The organism is Sporolactobacillus shoreicorticis, assembly GCF_024125445.1.
GTDB lineage: Bacteria > Bacillota > Bacilli > Bacillales > Sporolactobacillaceae > Sporolactobacillus > Sporolactobacillus shoreicorticis.
The window spans coordinates 128,617-145,659 of the sequence record NZ_JAMXWM010000001.1 but is presented as its reverse complement, the minus strand read 5'-3'; the positions used below and the strand labels follow the sequence as shown (position 1 = coordinate 145,659).

The following is a 17,043-nucleotide window of genomic DNA, read 5'->3' as shown; positions in this document are numbered from 1 at the left end:
TGCCCCCCTGTATATCGATGTCATATTACAGACATTATTTCTCTACCTTTTCTTTAAATGCATAATCGTAGAGCTTAATTCCGAGTGCCTCTTCTACTTCGGGATAAACGGTCGGATCCTTAACGCTCGAACTCAGTGGAATTTGAGATTTATCAATCTTAAAAACAGCAACTTCTGTGCCTGTTTCAATTTCATTCGTGCTCAAAGGCTGGCCGGTTGCTGCTGAGATCATCGCAATGACATCCGGATATGTGGACAGTCGGTTATGCTTTGCGTCTTCAATAGCCATGAATTCATTCATAACATAAAGAATGAGCTGCCCATCCTGCGTGGTAACCTCAATGGTTCCGATATCAAACGCTTCATTTGTATAGTGCATATTTTTCCTCGTTACTTTACCTCTTCCGACAATTTCACCTTTTGTCTGCTTGCAGATCGCATTGATCACGGCCTCAGGTCCATTTGGTTCTGCTTCAATGATTGCATTTCCCAAGTCAATTGCCTTAGACAGGCCACCAATCGCTGCATTTTCTTTAATATATTTGGCTGTTAGCGGATGGCGCGCCGCGGCAATGAACCCTCCTGACAAGTCTGAAGCAATTCTCAGGATTTTGGACGTTTTTGCTGAGGTTCCTGAAACAACAACTTCCATATAATTTCCTTTTTCGGCCTTTCCCCCAGCAACAGCCTGAATTGTTTGGTAATTAAGATTATTTGCAACGCCCATGGCACCCATCTTTCCGGTAGGATGAGCGCGAATATCACCAGTCGCATCGACAACAACAAGACCCAGAGCTGCTGAGGGAAGCCATCCGTTTGTCGAACTGGACTTGCCATTTTGCGGTGTCATCACACCGACAATTTTCCCCTCATATTTTTCCATGACAAGCTGGACTGCTTTAATATAGTCTTTTCCAAGCATTTGCCAATCGGTCGTTCCTGCGGGCGCACCGATTGCCGTACATGTTAAAATGATCGCATCGTCAGGTAATTCATCAACAGAGACAAGTTTAACTCTGTCTAAGGTCAGAGCTGCCTGTCCCATTGCCAGACCATGTTCGTAAAATCCGCCACCGCCGCTGGCAAATATAGATCCTCCCTTACAAGCTGCCTCAACATCTTTTCTTGTTAATTCACGCATTTCTGTTCTCCTCCTTTAATGCTTCTGTATCAATACGACGTATCTTCTTCTTTTCCACTTCATCTAAGGATTCTTCATAGCCGGCATCTGCATACCGCAATATTCCCAAGGTTGTATCGTTGTCCAATGTACACTTCAAACGTGCATCTGCATCCTCAGTGCCATCGGCAACTAAAGTAACGCCAGCACTTTGCATATATCCCGTATAACCTCCGCCGCCGGAGTGAATGGCGACAAGATCTGCCATGGACGAGCAATTCATCATTGCATTCAAGAGCGGCCAATCGGTGATCGCGTCACTGCCGTCTTTCATTTTTTCCGTCATAATATTTGGATGCGTCATAGCACCTGCATCGAGATGATCCCGAGTGAACGCAACCGGACCGGTCAGCTCGCCATTCCGAACCATCTGATTGACGGCTAGAGCAAGCCGTGTCCGTTCTCCATGTCCCAGCCATCCAATACGTGCCGGCAACCCTTGAAATGGAACATATTGATTCGCAAGGTGTATCCAATTCGTTACAATCTGATTATCAGCAAATTCTTTTAAAATGAATCGATCAATTTTCCTGATATTATCCGGATCACCGGATAAAGCGATCCAGCGAAACGGACCAATTGCTCGCGCAAAGAGCGGTCGTAAAAATGCCTCAGTGAAAATATCAATTTGGAACGCATCCTTCACACCATATTTAGATGCTTGGGTACGGATATTATTTCCGTTGTCAAATACAATGGAACCTTTCTCTTTAAAGGCAAGCATTGCCCTTACTTCTTTAGCAATAGATTCGCCTGAGTCTTTTTCCAGCTGCTTCGGATTGTTCGCGCGCGCCTCCGCAACACCAGTCATACTGTAACCAATTGGAACATAACCGTAAACTAAATCATGAGCAGCTGTCTGATCAGAGACAATATCAGGAACAAGCCCGCGATCAAGGATTTCCGGGTAGACTTCCGCGGCGTTGCCAAGCAGTCCTACAGAAACGCTCTTCTCTAGCTCCACAGCTTGACGAATCCATTCCAAAGCCTCATCCAAACAGTTTGTTTTCTTTTGTAGATAGCCGCTTTCAATACGTTTGTCAATATGTGCTTCATTTACATCCACGCATAAAATCGCTGCCCCAGCCATCACACCTGCGAGCGGCTGCGAACCGCCCATCCCGCCTAGCCCGGCTGTTAAAATGAATCTGCCTTTGAGATTAGAGTCGAAATGCATGCGTGCGATCGTCTGAAAAATTTCATAAGTTCCCTGAATAACACCCTGAGAACCGATGTACTGCCAATCTCCAGCTGTCAGACCGCCCCAGCATATTAATTCTTTGCGCTCCAATTCATAGAAATGATCACTGCTTGCCCATTGGCCAACGATATTACCATTTGCCATTAAGACAAGTGGCGCATTGACATGGGTACGAATAACGCCAATCGGTTTGCCGGACTGAACAATCAGTGTCTCATCTTCATTCATTGTTTTCAGTGCTGCAACTATTGAACGATAGGATGGCCAGTTCCTCGCAGATTTTCCTAATGCTCCATACACAATGAGTTCATCCTGATTTTCTGCATTTTCCATAACATTTTCCAATAGGCGAAGCAGCCCCTCTTGACGCCAGCCCTTGCACCTTAATTCCAATCCTCGTTTTGCTGCAATCTTCACCATCTCTGTGCAACTCCTTTTTTAATCTGTGCCTTTTATCTGACTGATTGATGTGCATTAGACTAAATTGCTCCTTTTGCTTTAGCTAATGCTGCGGATTCCAGGACTGAGAGAAAATAATTTACAAATATTGCAAGACTTGCAACTAAAAGAGTTCCCCACAAAATTGCCGGAATGTTGCCATTGTATAACCCTTGAAATAAGATCACACCCAAACCTCCAGCATTAATCCACGAGGCAACCGTTGCAATCCCAATGACTGAAACGGCAGCAATACGCATTCCACCCAAGATCGTCGGAAGAGCAATCACTAATTCAATTTTAGAAAAGAGCTGCCATGAATTAAGCCCCATCCCCTTCCCTGCTTCAATAATTGATGGCTCTACCGAATGGAATCCGGCAACAACATTGCGTACAAGAATTAATTGGCAATACGCAACGAGCGCAATTACTGCCGGAACAAATCCCAGCCCGAAGACAGGAATTAGCAGTGCAAACATCGCCAGACTTGGAATTGTATAAATGACGCTCAAAACAGGCATGATTACAGACGCTATATATTTGTTTTTTGCCAATACAATTCCTGCCGGAAAGGCAATCACAAGTGCAATAAAAAGCGTCATTGCTGTCAGCTCTATATGTTGAAGGAAAAGGGTTGTAACTTCTAAATAATTATTTTGAATATAGTCAATCAATAGATCACGCTCCCGATTTCTCTTTTACCAGCGGATTATACCTGCCGAATCTCATGAAGCGTTACTTGTCCGACAAGTTCATTCTTTTCGTTAGTAATCTTTACATAGTCAAAGGAGCTCTCAAGTAGTTTCAATAAAACTTCTTTGATACTTGCCAGTTCATTTATCGACACTGCATCTGCATTCACCGGAATGGAATCCACATTATGATTCATAACATCGCGTGCCTTCACAAAAATCATTCTCTGCAAAAGATCATCGGCATGAACAAGATTTCGAACAAAGTCATTCGCCGGTTTCTTCAAGATGTTCAGTGGTGTATCAAATTGCTGAATTTCACCGGCATTCATAATAATCACTTTATCGCCCAATTTAAGTGCTTCGATAATATCATGAGTAACAAACAGTATCGTTTTATGAAGTTTCTTTTGTATTCGCAGGAATTCATCTTGGAGCTCATTGCGATTAATCGCGTCAATCGCACCAAAAGGCTCGTCCATGAGCATAATTGACGGATCTGCAGCCATGGCCCGTGCGATACCCACCCTCTGCTGCTGACCACCGGATAGCTGTCTCGGATAACGCTTTCTATAGTCTGTCGGTGAAAGTCCGACCAGACGAAGCAGAGCATCAATTCTTTCATCAATTTTCTTTTTTTCCCAGCCAAGAATCTTCGGTACGGTCGCTACATTTTGTTCAATGGTCATATGTTGAAATAAACCGGTTTGCTGAATTACATAACCTATTTTTCTTCTCAGCGCTGTTGGAGAAATCGTTGTTACATCCTCGCCATTAATATAAATTTTCCCCGTTGATGGCTCATAAAGACGGTTAACCATTTTCAACAAAGTCGTTTTACCGCAGCCCGATGCACCTAAAATTGTCACAAAACTGCCGCTCTCTATTTTTAGATTTGTTTTTTTAACAGACGGCTGGTTAGCCGTACCAAATGATTTGCTTATCCCCTCAAGCTTGATCGCATCGTTGTTCGACTTCACTCTGTCACCTCCGATCATGATTCATCCATTATTGAGCGATTATTTTTTAATGAGATCATTATCAATAAGAAATTGCTTCGCCACATCCTGATATTTTTGCTTTTGCAGATCGACTTGAGCATTCATTTCCTGCATATTCTTTTCAGTCAGTTTGGCCGATACGGCGTTTATCACCTTTTGAACATTTGGATCTTTTTTTATTACATTGGCGCGTATAACCGGGCATACAAAGTACGGCGGATAGAAATGCTTATTATCTTCCAGAAGGACTACATTTTTGTTTGTCAGCTGTCCATCTGTAGTAAAGGCTACAATAGCATCTGCTTTGCCATTTTCTAAAAGCTGATATCTTAATCCGTAATCATAGATTTTGCTGCTCTTAAAATTAAAACCGCCATAAGTTGCCTTTAATCCTTTCAATCCATCGGCACGTTCGTCAAATTCCGGTGTCGATGCGAAGTTAATCTTTTTCGATTCACGTGCAAAATCAGAGAATGTATGAATGTTATACTTGTCGGAAATTTTTTTGCTGACTGCAAGTCCATTTGAATCATTAGCTTTCGACGGATTCAGCCAAATCAAGTTCCATTTGTCTTTGTACTGTTTCGCAACTTCTTTATAAACCGCATCAGCATCCGTCAGTTTATTTTCTTTCAAAATATCGAGGAGGCCGGTTCCTGTATATTCCGGATACATATCAATGTCACCTTTTTTCAAAGCTTCATGGGCAACAAGAGTTCCGCCAAGATTTAGCTTTCGATTCACTTTATATCCTGCATTTTCTAACGCATCTGCGTACATTTCTCCAAGAATGATGCTCTCAGTAAAATTCTTAGAACCAATTGTGATGGTCTGTTTGGGCGCACCATTACCGGACCCTTTCGATGCATTATTCTGAACAGTCACGAGTGCAATCAACCCAATAATGATAACGATAATAAAAATAGATAGACCAATGATGGTTTTACGTGATTTTGCCAAAGCGTTCATCTCCCTTTAACTAAGCTCTTTTATATTTTGTAAATACTCTTTCTATTGATCCGAATAATAATTCTGAAAGTATAGCAAGTAACGCAACCGGGAGAGCACCAACGAGAAGCATTGAAAAGTTGTACATACTCAATCCGCTGATAATAAATGTGCCTAATCCGCCACCGCCAATGAATGCAGCAAGTGTGGCACTGGAAATAATTTCAACGGAGGCCGTTCGAATACCTGATAAAATTAATGGGAGAGCAATTGGAATTTCAATTTTCATCAAAATTTGCCTTGCACTCATACCCATGCCTCTTGCTGATTCAAGAATCTCTTGATCCACACTCTTTATCCCTATAAATGTATTAATCAGGATAGGCGGACAAGCCAGAACAATTAGTGCAATTAATGCAGGAGCAAATCCTGTGCCCAGCAACGGCATAACAATGATCAAAATCGCCAGACTAGGTATAACCCTGAATGTATTTACCAAGCTCATGATAAGATTCGAAAGTTTAGCATGTCGCGCACAAAGAATAGCAAACGGAATACCGATCATTAATCCTAGCAAAAGTGATAAACCACTCAATTCAAGATGAGTCCATACAGCATCGCCAAATTCATTCTGGTGGCTGTGCAAATAAATTAAAGCCCCTGCTATTAAATCCATTAAATCCTCCTCCCAAATAAATGACACGATATCGTTCTTCAATAATCACATAATGATAATTAATTATTATATTTTGATATTATTAAAAACTTTTGCTATTGTCAACCTTAAAAATATACATTGTTAGAACTCATCACATTGTCTTTTAAAAGCTTATAGGCTTTCTCAATATCAATGGATAGATTTCGATCCTGGTCTAAGAAAGCAATGCGGCACCTCATTGATTGATAGAGCTGCTTGGTTCCTTTTCCAAGAAGTATGTTTCCGCGCAAATCAATAGCCTGAGCTGCATGCATGGTTTCAATGCCAAAAATATAGTACAAATTATCCATGATTTTCTCAGATTTCTGTACAGCATAAACTGAATTTGTTGCATGATCCTCAATGTCTCCTGCAAGAGGAAAAAAATTGGTGGAAACCGGACGACACAAATCCTGAATTTCGGCCTCAAGAGCTGCAATTGTTTTTTGGATGGTTGCGAATCCAAGTACGGACTTATCCTTTGGTGCTAGAAAACGCGGCAGCCCTGTAAATTCCGGATTTCCCAGCTTAATGATACGAAAGCATGCAATTCTCGCCATATGGCAAAGTGCTAGATTGATCATTTCAATGCCAAGGACAAGAGTGGTTATTTCATAGTTTGCGCACGAAATGATTTCCTTTTCGTTCACCAGCACTGCCGGATTGTCCTCGGAAGCATTCAAATAAATAGACACTTGATTCTTAAGATAATCCAGAGAATCTCTCACCGATCCATGAACGCTAAACGCCCCTCTAAAGCTGAGCGGATCTTGCAGATTTTTTCTCTTATGTCCGTCCCAAAGATAGCTGCTCTCTAAATACTTTCGCACTGCCGCGGCAGTCTTTTTCTGACCCTCAGCCTTCTTCGCATCGACGACAGAACGATTAAGCGGCGTCACATTGCCGTCAAATCCTTCAAGTGACATTGCGTAAATTAAATTCGCCAAGTTTAGAAACACTTCTACTTGTTGGATGAAAAGCACAGTTTTCGCAATAAATAATGCGTTAGAACTGACAATCGCCAGTCCATCTTTAGGTCCGAGTCTTATTTTTTTCAACCCACATTTTTCTAGTGCTTCTGCTGCAGCCATTCGTACGCCTTTATAGCGAACCTCTCCCTCCCCAATCAACGCCAGTCCGATTGAAGCCAGACATCCGATATCGGCAGCTCCAACAGATCCGCGTTCATATACAATAGGAGAGATCTCTGCGTTCAGAAATGCCTGATACATGCGTACGATTTCCGGTTGTACCCCAGTATAGCCTAACAGAAGTGTGTTGAGGCGAATGAGTATAGCCGCTCGGACGGTTTCCTCCGAGGCTTCTGGTCCAACTGAAATGCAATGAGACAAAAGAAGACTGTGATTATAGCGTTCATACTGCTCAGGTGATACGTGTTGATCTTTGTTTTGACCTACGCCGCGATTCAATCCATAAACCGGGATTTCCGAATAGACTTGCTGTTCAATAAATTGACGTCCTGCGACTACTTTATCCATGGCATGATCAGCAATAATAATCTTATCTTTTTTCCGCGCAACACGAATGATATCTTTAATCGTTAAACGTTGTCCATCCAATACAATCTCATGAGTCTTCACTTATTCCCTTTCTCCCCGCTCTGAAAAAATTTTAAAATGCATGCGATTTAATGACCGTGAATGTTTTTCGATAATGCGGCATAAAGAGAATTGCGATGAATGAAACGGCAGCACAGATCATCACATACCAAGCCGGGGCAAACGTATTATGAAAAACCTCAGTAAATAAAGTTAAAATGGCAGGTGCAAAACCGCCTAATAAAGCATTCGGAAGATTATAAGTTAGCGAGATTCCCGTAGCACGCACTTCTGTAGGAAAAATTTCCGATAATGCAGAAGGGGCTACACCAACAAAGAGAGAAACCAAAAGACAAAATACAGTTTGCGTGATCACCAATACGAAGAAAGAATGAACACTCTGAACGAAAAGCAGCATTGGATAGACACCAACAAACAGAAGCCCCGTAGAAAAGAGCAGCATCTTCTGTCTGCCAATTTTATCTGAATAAAGTCCTGACAACAGACAGCCAATAAACATGCACACATTGGCTACCAATGACGCAGTAAAGGATTCAGAACTGCTAAAATGCAGTGTCTTTTGTTCATAGGTCGGCATAAAGATAATCAGCGTATAGACACTAACAACCCACAGCACTGAAAAACTGATGCCAAGAATTAATTCTTTCGGGTACTTGCTAAGTGCCTTCAGCAAGGGTATCGTTTCACGTGTTAAATCATCCTTTTCTTTCTTCCGCTCTGCAATAAATTGAGGGGTTTCATCTAACTTATTGCGCAAGTAGAGGCCAACCGGAGCAATCAAGACCCCAAGCAAAAAAGGAATGCGCCATCCCCAGGAGGCAACCTGTTGCTGCGTAAATGAAAGGGTCACGATCGTCGCAACGAGTGCTCCCAGTATATTGGAAACAGCCATACTTGCCTGCAACCAGGCAGCATATTTTCCTTTGTTCTCTTCATCTGCATATTCGACCAAGAAAGCAGAGGCCCCGCCCATCTCACCACCTGCCGAGAAACCTTGCAGTACTCTTCCTACTAAAATAAGAATTGGAGCGCCAAATCCGATTGCGTAATAAGATGGCGCAAGCCCAATGACAAGTACTCCTGCCGCCATCATGATAATTGTCAACGTGAGCAATGCTTTTCGTCCGTTTCGATCTCCATAGTTACCCAATATAATGGCGCCTAACGGCCGAATGATAAAGCCCACCCCAAAGATAAGGAATGCACTAATCAATTGAACAGAACTGTTTCCTTCGGGAAAAAAGTTCTGAGAAATATAAATTGCAAAAAAAGCGTACACAGAAAAATCATACCATTCCAACGCATTACCAACGGATGCAGCAGCAACTGCTTTAACCACCTTTTTCTTAGAAACAGAAACGACTGTCGTCATCATCATTCACGCCCCATTCGATTGATTAAAAGTTCAAGCGACTATTGTACGGTTTTCTTAATTCTAACTTCCATCCCCTCAAAATATATCATATAGTGATAATATAATTTTATATATTGATATAATTATAATATTCTTATTTTAATTTTTCAATATTCATTTTTATTTATTTAATACAGAAAGTTAAATCCATTAAATATAATAATTATTACGTATTTACTATGTATTATTTTAAAAAATAATCCCCATCCTAAATGGATGAGGATTTGATTCTTTGACTTACCTTATTTCTCAGGCAGCTCCTGTTGAATTCAGCATCTATGCTAAAAAAAGTAGTTGCCGGGCTTCATTGGGCCAATTTCCTCTATTATTATTGATAATCATTTATTAAATTATAATAATAATAGTATATATAGATTTACATATCAAGGATTAAAGCAATTATTTTCAATTAATTTCTGAGATCATTGATCTGTTACTTCTTGTATTGATCGCTGAACTCTAATTTGCTCCATCACTCCACTTCAAAATCATCTCCAAAGATGCCTTTCAGGTGATCTTCAAAGTGTTCGTGGACGGTCTTGAATTTCTCATCAAATTCTTCTCGTGTAATGATCCCTTTTTCCATCAACAGGTAGAAAAGGGCTGTGTTTCGTTCATAATTCAACACAGCTTCTGATCCGAGTTCGGTTATCAGTTCATCGTTGGTCATCAAAATATCTCCTCACTATCGTCATGTCGGCAGCAGTGACGCTCCTAAGAGCAGGATAAACAAAATAGCTTTTCGTCATACGTGAAGAGATTCTCTAAACCAAATGATCAAACGGAAAACGCGATGGTCGGTTCATGAATCACCGTTAACTCCGTTCAATAGGATCATCTGTTTGAACAAAACGATAAAGCATGTATCCCAAAACAGCACCCGTTGTATTGAGAATCACATCATCAATATCAGTCATACGATTAGGCATAAAAAGCTGAATCCATTCAATGGTCGCTGAAAAAAGAGCGCCTATAAATAGGGTGTGTGCCCAATGAAAGTGCGGATACTTCATCGTCAAGAAAAAACCAAAGGGCAGAAACAGCATCATATTCCCCAGATCATCAACAATAAAATAGAACAAAGAATCTGATTGAAAATTTTTGAAAATCATAAGTGGATTCAAATTAATCGTAAAATGGCGAGCAGGCGGCTCTGCAACATTTCCGGTATGGATGACATCATGCGGAATCAACGTCAGATACAATACAAACAAAATGGAGAAGGTTAGAAATATGTTAACGAAAGCGGTTTTTAGTTGTTTCATCAAGTCTCTTCCCGCTATATTTTTCGAAAAATCATCGCTTACCTGTCTGTATTGTTCGTTATCTCAAGATGATCTGTCGACCACGTAGGATGTTGTTTTCGAATAAACTCCGATAAGTTAAAGCAAAACTGAATATCAAGGTTGCCTATATTCGCTCAACCATCCTTTTTTTTGCATAAAAATGGTACGTAAAAAACAATCCAAATTCATATCAATGATGAACTCAGATTGTTTCGCTTTTTGAAAAGAATCATATTGCCTGTGATCAACAGATAAATTAAATGGACTCTTTAACCACTTTGCGCTCAAATGGATCTGAGCTAATCCCCTCTTCAAGAATTTTCTTCGCCCATTCCTTTGCTGAGAAGAGTGAATGATCACGGTAATTGCCGCAGCTTTCAATAGTCGTCCCCTGAACGTCATCCCAAGTGGCTTCGTTTGCGATAAATTCAAGAGAACCTTTCAGCGCTTTAGCAACATCAATTTGATCATGTTCCCCCCAAAGAATCAAGTGAAAACCAGTGCGGCAGCCGAATGGCGAGCAGTCAATCACACCATCCAGCCGATCACGCAGCAGACTGGCCAGCATGTGTTCAATCGTATGCAGTCCTGCTGTCGGAATCGCATTCTCATTCGGCTGTACAAAACGCAAATCATAATTTTGGATGACATCGCCCTTAGGCCCTTTCTCTTTTCCAATCAATCGGACGTATGGGGCCTTGACTTTCGTATGATCAAGTGTAAAGCTTTCAACCTTTGCCATAATCACAATCGCCTCGTTTTTTGTATTTTCATGATGACTCCTTACCATTTTATCAGCACCGCACCTATATTGCATGATATTAGAAGGTAATGTTTCTTTTAATACTTAAACGCCGGAACATAGACTCCGTTGTAAAGCTTCTTAATCTTATTTGCGACCGAAGCCGTGTGATAAGCATCGACTACTTTCTTATATGTTTTATTATTCTTGTCGGCTGTACGTGCAACAATGACATTAATCCACGGTTTGTTATTCGGATCATCAAGATCAGGTTTAATTCGATAAATCGAGTCGGTGACCGGATTCATTTTATTATCAATAATAAAGTTACTATTTGTAATGCCCGCTGCAAAATCCGGAAGCAGACTAGGAATTTTGGCCGGATCTACTTCAACAATCTTCACATTCTTTTTATTTTCTGTAATATCCTTCACAGCAGGTGAGTACCCTTTACTTGGATCAAGCTTGATCAGTCCTGCACTCTCCAGAACCTTAAGGGCGCGGCCGGCATTAGTAACATTGTTCGGAATTGCAATTTTATCTCCGCTTTTAATTTGTTTCAGATTTTTAATTTTTTTTGAATAGACATTTAAGGGCACAATATAGGACTGAGCGATAACAGTAAACTTATAGCCCTTTTGTTTTTTCTCCTGGTTCAGAAAAGCATAGTGCTGGAAGGCTGTCAGATCAAGCTCTTTATTATCCTGAGATTGATTGGCAATGATACCGTCAGTAAACTTAACCAGCTTAACCTGAATGTTTTCCTTCTTCAAATTCTTATTGACCTGTTCCCAGATCGGATCGTCACTGTTACCGACAACCCCCACCTTCACTTCTTTGATTTTTGAATCGGTGCCAGACGATGCACTGCAAGCCGTAAGAGCCAGAACAAAACTGAGAATGAGGATAAAAGTGCTGAATTTAATCATCTTCTTCATGAGAAACGCCTCCTAATGTGTGGTTCTTTTTGAAATAAATGTACCCAGTATTTGAACAATGCTGACAAAAATGAGTAAAACAATAATGGACACATACGTTGCATCCAGCTGATTTTGCTGATAGCCGTAACGAATCGCGAAATCACCAATTCCGCCGCCACCGACAACGCCGACAATAGCAGTTAATCCAATCAAACTGATTACCGTAATCGTCGTCACCCGCACGATAGACGAAATGCCTTCTTTTAAATAGACAGAAAGAATAATTTGAAAAGGTGACAAGCCCATTGCAATCCCTGATTCGATCAATCCGTCATCCACCTCACTCAAAGCAGATTCAATCTGTCTTGAGAAAAAAGGAGTAATTCCGACAATGAGCGGAAACAGAGTGCCCTGTACACCGACGGCCGTTCCGGAAATCAAGCGAGTAATTGGAATTAGAGCGGCAATGAGAATAATGAATGGAATCGAGCGGAACAGATTGATTAATTTATCAAACACGTTGAAGACAAAGGAATTTGCTAGAATATCGCCCTTTCTCGTAGAAACGAGTAAAATGCCAATGACCAGACTGAGTATAAAAGAAATCAGGCCTGATACGAAGACCATTTGCAGCGTTTGAATGATTGAAAGATAAAATTCATCCATGACCTGAGAAACATTCGGAAGCAGAAGCTGCAACACGTTATCCATGATTCAACACCTCGACAGCGACATATCTTTGCTTCACGTATTCAAGTGCGCGATCAATAGCCGACTCCTGACCACTCAAAATAACAACGAGTCCGCCGAGCGGATTGCCGCTCAAAATTTGAATATCGCCAAACACGATATTGGCGTCAACATGAAACGTTCTCGAAATATAGGAGATGAGCGGCTCCGAGACGCTGCTTGTCGTATAGCTTATTTTAAGCAGCAGCTGTCCCGGCTGCAGCTGCACAACAGGAGATTGCGTTTCAATCAATGTTTTCACACTGCCTAGCGCAGATGTTGTTTCAATGAATGACTGTGTCAACTCTTGTTGTGGATTGGAGAAGACAGAATAAACATCGCCGCGCTCAATGATCTTCCCTTTATCAAGGACTGAGACTTTCTGGCATATTTCCTTGACCACCGACATTTCGTGCGTTATCACTACGATTGTTAAACCTAATTCCTTATTCAATTTCTTCAAGAGATGGAGAATCGACTTCGTTGTTTTCGGATCCAACGCGCTTGTCGCTTCATCGCACAAAAGAATTTTCGGTTGGTTAACTAGAGCCCGTGCAATAGCTACCCGCTGTTTCTGCCCGCCGGACAGTTGCGAGGGATAAGCATTTCGTTTGTCCGGTAAATCAACAAGTTCCAGTAATTCGGTTATTCGTTTATCGATCTGCTGCTTTGACAGTCCACTATGTTTTAGAGGAAGCGCTATATTGCCAAAAACAGTTCGAGACGGCATGAGATTGAATTGCTGAAAAATCATACCGATTTTCCTACGGATCGCTCTTAGTTCGTATGATTTTAAACCGACAATATTTTGTCCTTCAAAGAAGATATCGCCTTCAGTTGGCTTCTCGATTCCGTTAAAGCAACGGACGAGCGTTGATTTTCCAGCACCACTGTAGCCGATGATGCCAAAAATCTCGCCCTTTTCTATGGAGAGGCTGACATCTTTTAGTACCGGTTGTACTTTTTTATCAACGATAAAGGTTTTAACCACATGTTCGGTACGTATAATTTCCGAGGCTGACACCGATTTGCGCCTCCTTTCATGTATTTTCTAGTAGGATTACTTGGTTTTAAGACCTAGTTATTCCTTTCTGCAGAGTCAGCCGTATACTTATCAAGCTGTCTAATGGATTCAAGAACAGAATCCTCCGTCACTTTAAAAGGGAGCAAATGAATGGTTTTATCCAGACCGACCGAATAAGCAGCTAACTGGCGTATCTCTTCTTCGGAGCGTGTATTAAGATGCAAATCCTGTAAACCTGCCGGCAGATTCAGACGACGGTAAAACGGCAGCAGGCGACGGATTTCATCCCACTTTTTTTCAAGCGCCAACTGGACCATAATGCCATAGGCCACTTTTACTCCATGCAGCAGATGCACCGTTTCTGGAAAATAAGTGAGCGCATCATGTATGGAATGCGCCGCAGTCGCGCGCCCATAGGCATCTCCAAAACCGCCGACCAAACCACCCGCGATAATGTTCGTTTCCATGACAAGCTGCCAGGCGTCCGATAAAACGCCCTGCTTCATATCCTCGACCGCCTGCGCGCCGTGATTCAAAGGAATATCTCGGCAGATTTTGGCAGACTCGCGTGCATACATGAGCGAGAGGTGATTGGTACCGACACGCGTCAGCAAGCTGTCGGACTCATACCATTTCGCCAATGTATCGGCAATTCCGGCGATAAAATAATCCAAAGGAGAATCCAAAATCACTCTCGGCTCGATAAGAACAAGGCTGGACTGTCTCGGATAGAGTTCATGCCCAATCGAAATTCCGTCATCCTTATAAAGAACGCTGAGTGCCGACCATGCGGCACAGTTGCTTGCCATCGTCGGCAGGATCACAAGTTGAATTCCGCCCGATTTCACCGCTGCCGCTTTCGCCGTGTCGATGACCTTTCCCCCGCCGATTCCAATGACCAGATCAATCCTCAATCTGTGAATCTCTTCAATGACTCGATCAATCTCTTTGTGCGAACATTCACTGCCAAACCTCATGTCGAACACATCAAAGCCTGCCTGAGTTAGATCTGGGAAATACGGTGCCGCCTTTTGCCAGGATTTTACGCCATGAAGAATAAGAATCCGCGTGGCAGACAATACTTTGAGAAATTCCGGCAGATAATCATAGGCGCCTACTTCAGAAATATACTGCTGAGGTCCGACTCTGGAAACCACGTGAAAAGACATTGCATTGAACTCCTTTAAAAACAAAATGGTGAAGACAGCCTTTAATTCATGGTCATTCCGCCCGTCACATTGATTGCCTGACCAGTCATATAGGCAGAAAGCGGGCTAGCCAAAAACAGAGCAACATTGGCTACATCAGATGGAAGCGCCGTTCTTCCCAGCGGTACTTGCGAACAATCTTCCTGATAGATCTGTTCCGGAGTCATATTTCTGAGCTTAGCGCCGTCAATCCGCTCCCGATGCTTCATGCTCGTTTCGACAATGCCCGGACAGATGGCATTGACCAGAATTTGTTGATGAGCCAGTTCAACGGCCATGACCTTCGTGAATCCGAGTACCGCATGCTTGGATGAACAATAATTTCCCATGCAGCGGTAACCATTTTTCCCGGCCTGTGACGCAATATTAATGATCCGCCCTTCGATTCCATGTTCATTCATCTGACGAGCAACCGCTTGTGATACAAGAAAAGTTCCTTTGGCATTGACATCCATGACTCGGTCCCAGTCTTCTTCCTTGATGTCCATAGCATAATCCATCGTTGAAATTCCCGCACTGTTCACGACAATAGTTATAGGTCCCCCAAAAAGATCGGCAGCCGTCTTCACCACATGATTGACATCTTCCTTATTCGTCACATCCAGTTTGAGATGTATCAAACGATCAGATTTCCGTTCTGTCTTTTGTTCGAAAGTGACATCGGCAATAGCCACCGCGGCACCGGCTTCGAGAAAGAGGTCGGCAATCCCCTTGCCGATCCCAGAACCACCTCCGGTAATGAATACATTTTGACCTGTTAAATCTATCTTTATCATCTTACGCCTTAATCTCCCAACCTATTAAAATAAGTGCAACGCGTCAATTCGTCTGACCGCCTCCGCCAACACGTCTTCACTGTGCACGAGACTGATTCTTATAAAGTCGTTACCTTTTTCCCCGAAACCAATTCCCGGAGCCGTCACAATATGTGCTTCACGAAACAACAAATCCGTGAAAGACTGACTGTCATATCCAGCCGGAACCTTAAGCCAGGCAAAAAATGTGCCCGGTGGAGAGTCAGCCTTCCAGCCTATTCGTCTTAAGCCACTGATGAGCACATCACGCCTCTGTTGATAGATGTGAACCAGTCTCGTTACACACTCCTGCGATGATTGCAGTGCACATGCCGCGGCATCTTGAACTGCACCGAACACCGTGCTGCAGGCATGCATTTGAAAGTGATTCAATGCCCTTATAATAGAAGCATTTCCCACAGCAAAACCGAATCGCCAGCCTGCCATATTATATGTTTTCGATAGCGTATACACTTCAACTGCAACGCTCTTTGCTTGTTCAATTTGGAGCAGGCTCAACGGCTTACTATGATCAAATCCAAGTGAAGCATAGGCAAAGTCATTAACAACCGGAATGTGGTGTGTTTGGGCAAAATCAATCGTTTTTTGAAAGAAATCTTTCGTTGCCAGTGCACCGGTCGGATTGTTCGGATAGTTGAGCATAAGGAGCCGTGCGTTTGGCAGAACATCGTCCGGAATGCTTCGATAATCAGGAAGAAAGCGATTCGACTCCTCAAGCGGCATGGCGTAGGTTCTTGCCTGCGCCAATGTAGCCGAGGAGTAATAAATAGGATAGCAAGGATCTGTAATCAGCATATAATCGCCGGGATTAAGCAGGACTTGCGGGATTCCAGTAATACCGATATGAGAGCCGTGGAAAACAGCGATTTCATTAGTCGGATCCAATGTCACTCCATATTCTTTTTTATAAAAATCAGTAATGGCCAATCGTACCTTTTCTTTTCCGATAAACGGGGGATAGGCATGATTTTCCGGCTGATCCGCTCCTGCTTTTAAAGAAGCCACAATGTGTTCAGGTGTCGGAAGGTCGGGATTCCCCTTGGATAAGTTAATGTACGGTACCCCTGTCTTTTCTACTGCAGCCAATTTATGATCCAATTGACCAAAAAAGTTAACAGGCAGTTTTCGAACACGCTCTGAAGGCTCAAAATAAACCAAAGCTGCATCT

General features: G+C 42.3%; 17 protein-coding genes. All 17 read right to left on the bottom strand.

The annotated features are described in order from the left end of the window. Positions 1–34 precede the first annotated feature (34 nt). Positions 35–1,141 (bottom strand): thiohydantoin desulfurase, encoded by a 1,107-nt coding sequence (gene ertC / locus NIE88_RS00660; RefSeq protein ID WP_253057774.1) that lies wholly within the window; start codon positions 1,139–1,141, stop codon positions 35–37. Next, positions 1,134–2,801, bottom strand: coding sequence for a thiourocanate hydratase (gene ertB, locus NIE88_RS00655; protein WP_253057773.1), 1,668 nt, complete (start codon positions 2,799–2,801; stop codon positions 1,134–1,136). Before ertB ends, ertC begins: the two co-directional genes overlap by 8 nt. A gap of 59 nt (positions 2,802–2,860) precedes the next feature. After that, positions 2,861–3,493 (bottom strand): ABC transporter permease, encoded by a 633-nt coding sequence (locus tag NIE88_RS00650; RefSeq protein ID WP_253057772.1) that lies wholly within the window; start codon positions 3,491–3,493, stop codon positions 2,861–2,863. Positions 3,494–3,528: 35 nt separating this feature from the next. Next, entirely contained in the window at positions 3,529–4,491 is a 963-nt protein-coding gene (locus NIE88_RS00645; protein WP_253057771.1) for an ABC transporter ATP-binding protein, read from the bottom strand. A gap of 39 nt (positions 4,492–4,530) precedes the next feature. After that, the gene (locus tag NIE88_RS00640) at positions 4,531–5,472 is read right to left on the bottom strand and encodes an ABC transporter substrate-binding protein (protein WP_253057770.1); all 942 of its coding nucleotides are present in this window, start codon (positions 5,470–5,472) and stop codon (positions 4,531–4,533) included. 19 nt (positions 5,473–5,491) lie between these two features. After that, on the bottom strand, positions 5,492–6,136 hold the full coding sequence (locus tag NIE88_RS00635) for an ABC transporter permease (RefSeq protein WP_253057769.1): 645 nt from the start codon (positions 6,134–6,136) through the stop codon (positions 5,492–5,494). 107 nt (positions 6,137–6,243) lie between these two features. Further along, positions 6,244–7,758 carry an HAL/PAL/TAL family ammonia-lyase gene (locus tag NIE88_RS00630; protein WP_253057768.1) on the bottom strand — a complete coding sequence of 505 codons (1,515 nt, stop codon included), beginning with the start codon at positions 7,756–7,758 and terminating at the stop codon, positions 6,244–6,246. 31 nt (positions 7,759–7,789) lie between these two features. Next, positions 7,790–9,112 (bottom strand): MFS transporter, encoded by a 1,323-nt coding sequence (locus tag NIE88_RS00625; protein WP_253057767.1) that lies wholly within the window; start codon positions 9,110–9,112, stop codon positions 7,790–7,792. A gap of 511 nt (positions 9,113–9,623) precedes the next feature. Further along, complete coding sequence (locus NIE88_RS00620; protein ID WP_253057766.1) at positions 9,624–9,821, bottom strand: hypothetical protein; 198 nt, start codon at positions 9,819–9,821, stop codon at positions 9,624–9,626. Between the two features lie 145 nt (positions 9,822–9,966). Further along, on the bottom strand, positions 9,967–10,416 hold the full coding sequence (locus NIE88_RS00615) for a VanZ family protein (RefSeq protein ID WP_253057765.1): 450 nt from the start codon (positions 10,414–10,416) through the stop codon (positions 9,967–9,969). A gap of 277 nt (positions 10,417–10,693) precedes the next feature. Next, positions 10,694–11,179, bottom strand: a complete 486-nt coding sequence (locus NIE88_RS00610) for an S-ribosylhomocysteine lyase (RefSeq protein WP_253057764.1) — start codon at positions 11,177–11,179, stop codon at positions 10,694–10,696. A gap of 98 nt (positions 11,180–11,277) precedes the next feature. After that, the gene (locus tag NIE88_RS00605) at positions 11,278–12,117 is read right to left on the bottom strand and encodes a MetQ/NlpA family ABC transporter substrate-binding protein (protein WP_253057763.1); all 840 of its coding nucleotides are present in this window, start codon (positions 12,115–12,117) and stop codon (positions 11,278–11,280) included. A 12-nt stretch (positions 12,118–12,129) separates the two neighbouring features. Then, positions 12,130–12,810 (bottom strand): methionine ABC transporter permease, encoded by a 681-nt coding sequence (locus NIE88_RS00600; RefSeq protein ID WP_253057762.1) that lies wholly within the window; start codon positions 12,808–12,810, stop codon positions 12,130–12,132. Beyond that, positions 12,803–13,852, bottom strand: a complete 1,050-nt coding sequence (locus tag NIE88_RS00595) for a methionine ABC transporter ATP-binding protein (protein WP_444965489.1) — start codon at positions 13,850–13,852, stop codon at positions 12,803–12,805. Before NIE88_RS00595 ends, NIE88_RS00600 begins: the two co-directional genes overlap by 8 nt. Positions 13,853–13,905: 53 nt before the next feature. Further along, positions 13,906–15,021, bottom strand: coding sequence for an iron-containing alcohol dehydrogenase family protein (locus NIE88_RS00590; protein ID WP_253057761.1), 1,116 nt, complete (start codon positions 15,019–15,021; stop codon positions 13,906–13,908). Positions 15,022–15,062: 41 nt separating this feature from the next. Beyond that, positions 15,063–15,836, bottom strand: coding sequence for an SDR family NAD(P)-dependent oxidoreductase (locus NIE88_RS00585; protein WP_253057760.1), 774 nt, complete (start codon positions 15,834–15,836; stop codon positions 15,063–15,065). Between the two features lie 24 nt (positions 15,837–15,860). Beyond that, positions 15,861–17,033 (bottom strand): aminotransferase class I/II-fold pyridoxal phosphate-dependent enzyme, encoded by a 1,173-nt coding sequence (locus NIE88_RS00580; protein WP_253057759.1) that lies wholly within the window; start codon positions 17,031–17,033, stop codon positions 15,861–15,863. Positions 17,034–17,043: the final 10 nt, after the last annotated feature.

Excerpts from the sequence above, each read along its gene's own strand:
- ertC (WP_253057774.1), bottom strand. The coding sequence starts at position 1,141 with ATGCGTGAATTAACAAGAAAAGATGTTGAGGCAGCTTGTAAGGGAGGA.
- ertB (WP_253057773.1), bottom strand. The coding sequence starts at position 2,801 with ATGGTGAAGATTGCAGCAAAACGAGGATTGGAATTAAGGTGCAAGGGC.
- NIE88_RS00635 (WP_253057769.1), bottom strand. The coding sequence starts at position 6,136 with ATGGATTTAATAGCAGGGGCTTTAATTTATTTGCACAGCCACCAGAAT.
- NIE88_RS00625 (WP_253057767.1), bottom strand. The coding sequence starts at position 9,112 with ATGATGACGACAGTCGTTTCTGTTTCTAAGAAAAAGGTGGTTAAAGCA.
- NIE88_RS00620 (WP_253057766.1), bottom strand. The coding sequence starts at position 9,821 with ATGACCAACGATGAACTGATAACCGAACTCGGATCAGAAGCTGTGTTG.
- NIE88_RS00615 (WP_253057765.1), bottom strand. The coding sequence starts at position 10,416 with ATGAAACAACTAAAAACCGCTTTCGTTAACATATTTCTAACCTTCTCC.
- NIE88_RS00610 (WP_253057764.1), bottom strand. The coding sequence starts at position 11,179 with ATGGCAAAGGTTGAAAGCTTTACACTTGATCATACGAAAGTCAAGGCC.
- NIE88_RS00605 (WP_253057763.1), bottom strand. The coding sequence starts at position 12,117 with ATGAAGAAGATGATTAAATTCAGCACTTTTATCCTCATTCTCAGTTTT.
- NIE88_RS00600 (WP_253057762.1), bottom strand. The coding sequence starts at position 12,810 with ATGGATAACGTGTTGCAGCTTCTGCTTCCGAATGTTTCTCAGGTCATG.
- NIE88_RS00590 (WP_253057761.1), bottom strand. The coding sequence starts at position 15,021 with ATGTCTTTTCACGTGGTTTCCAGAGTCGGACCTCAGCAGTATATTTCT.
- NIE88_RS00585 (WP_253057760.1), bottom strand. The coding sequence starts at position 15,836 with ATGATAAAGATAGATTTAACAGGTCAAAATGTATTCATTACCGGAGGT.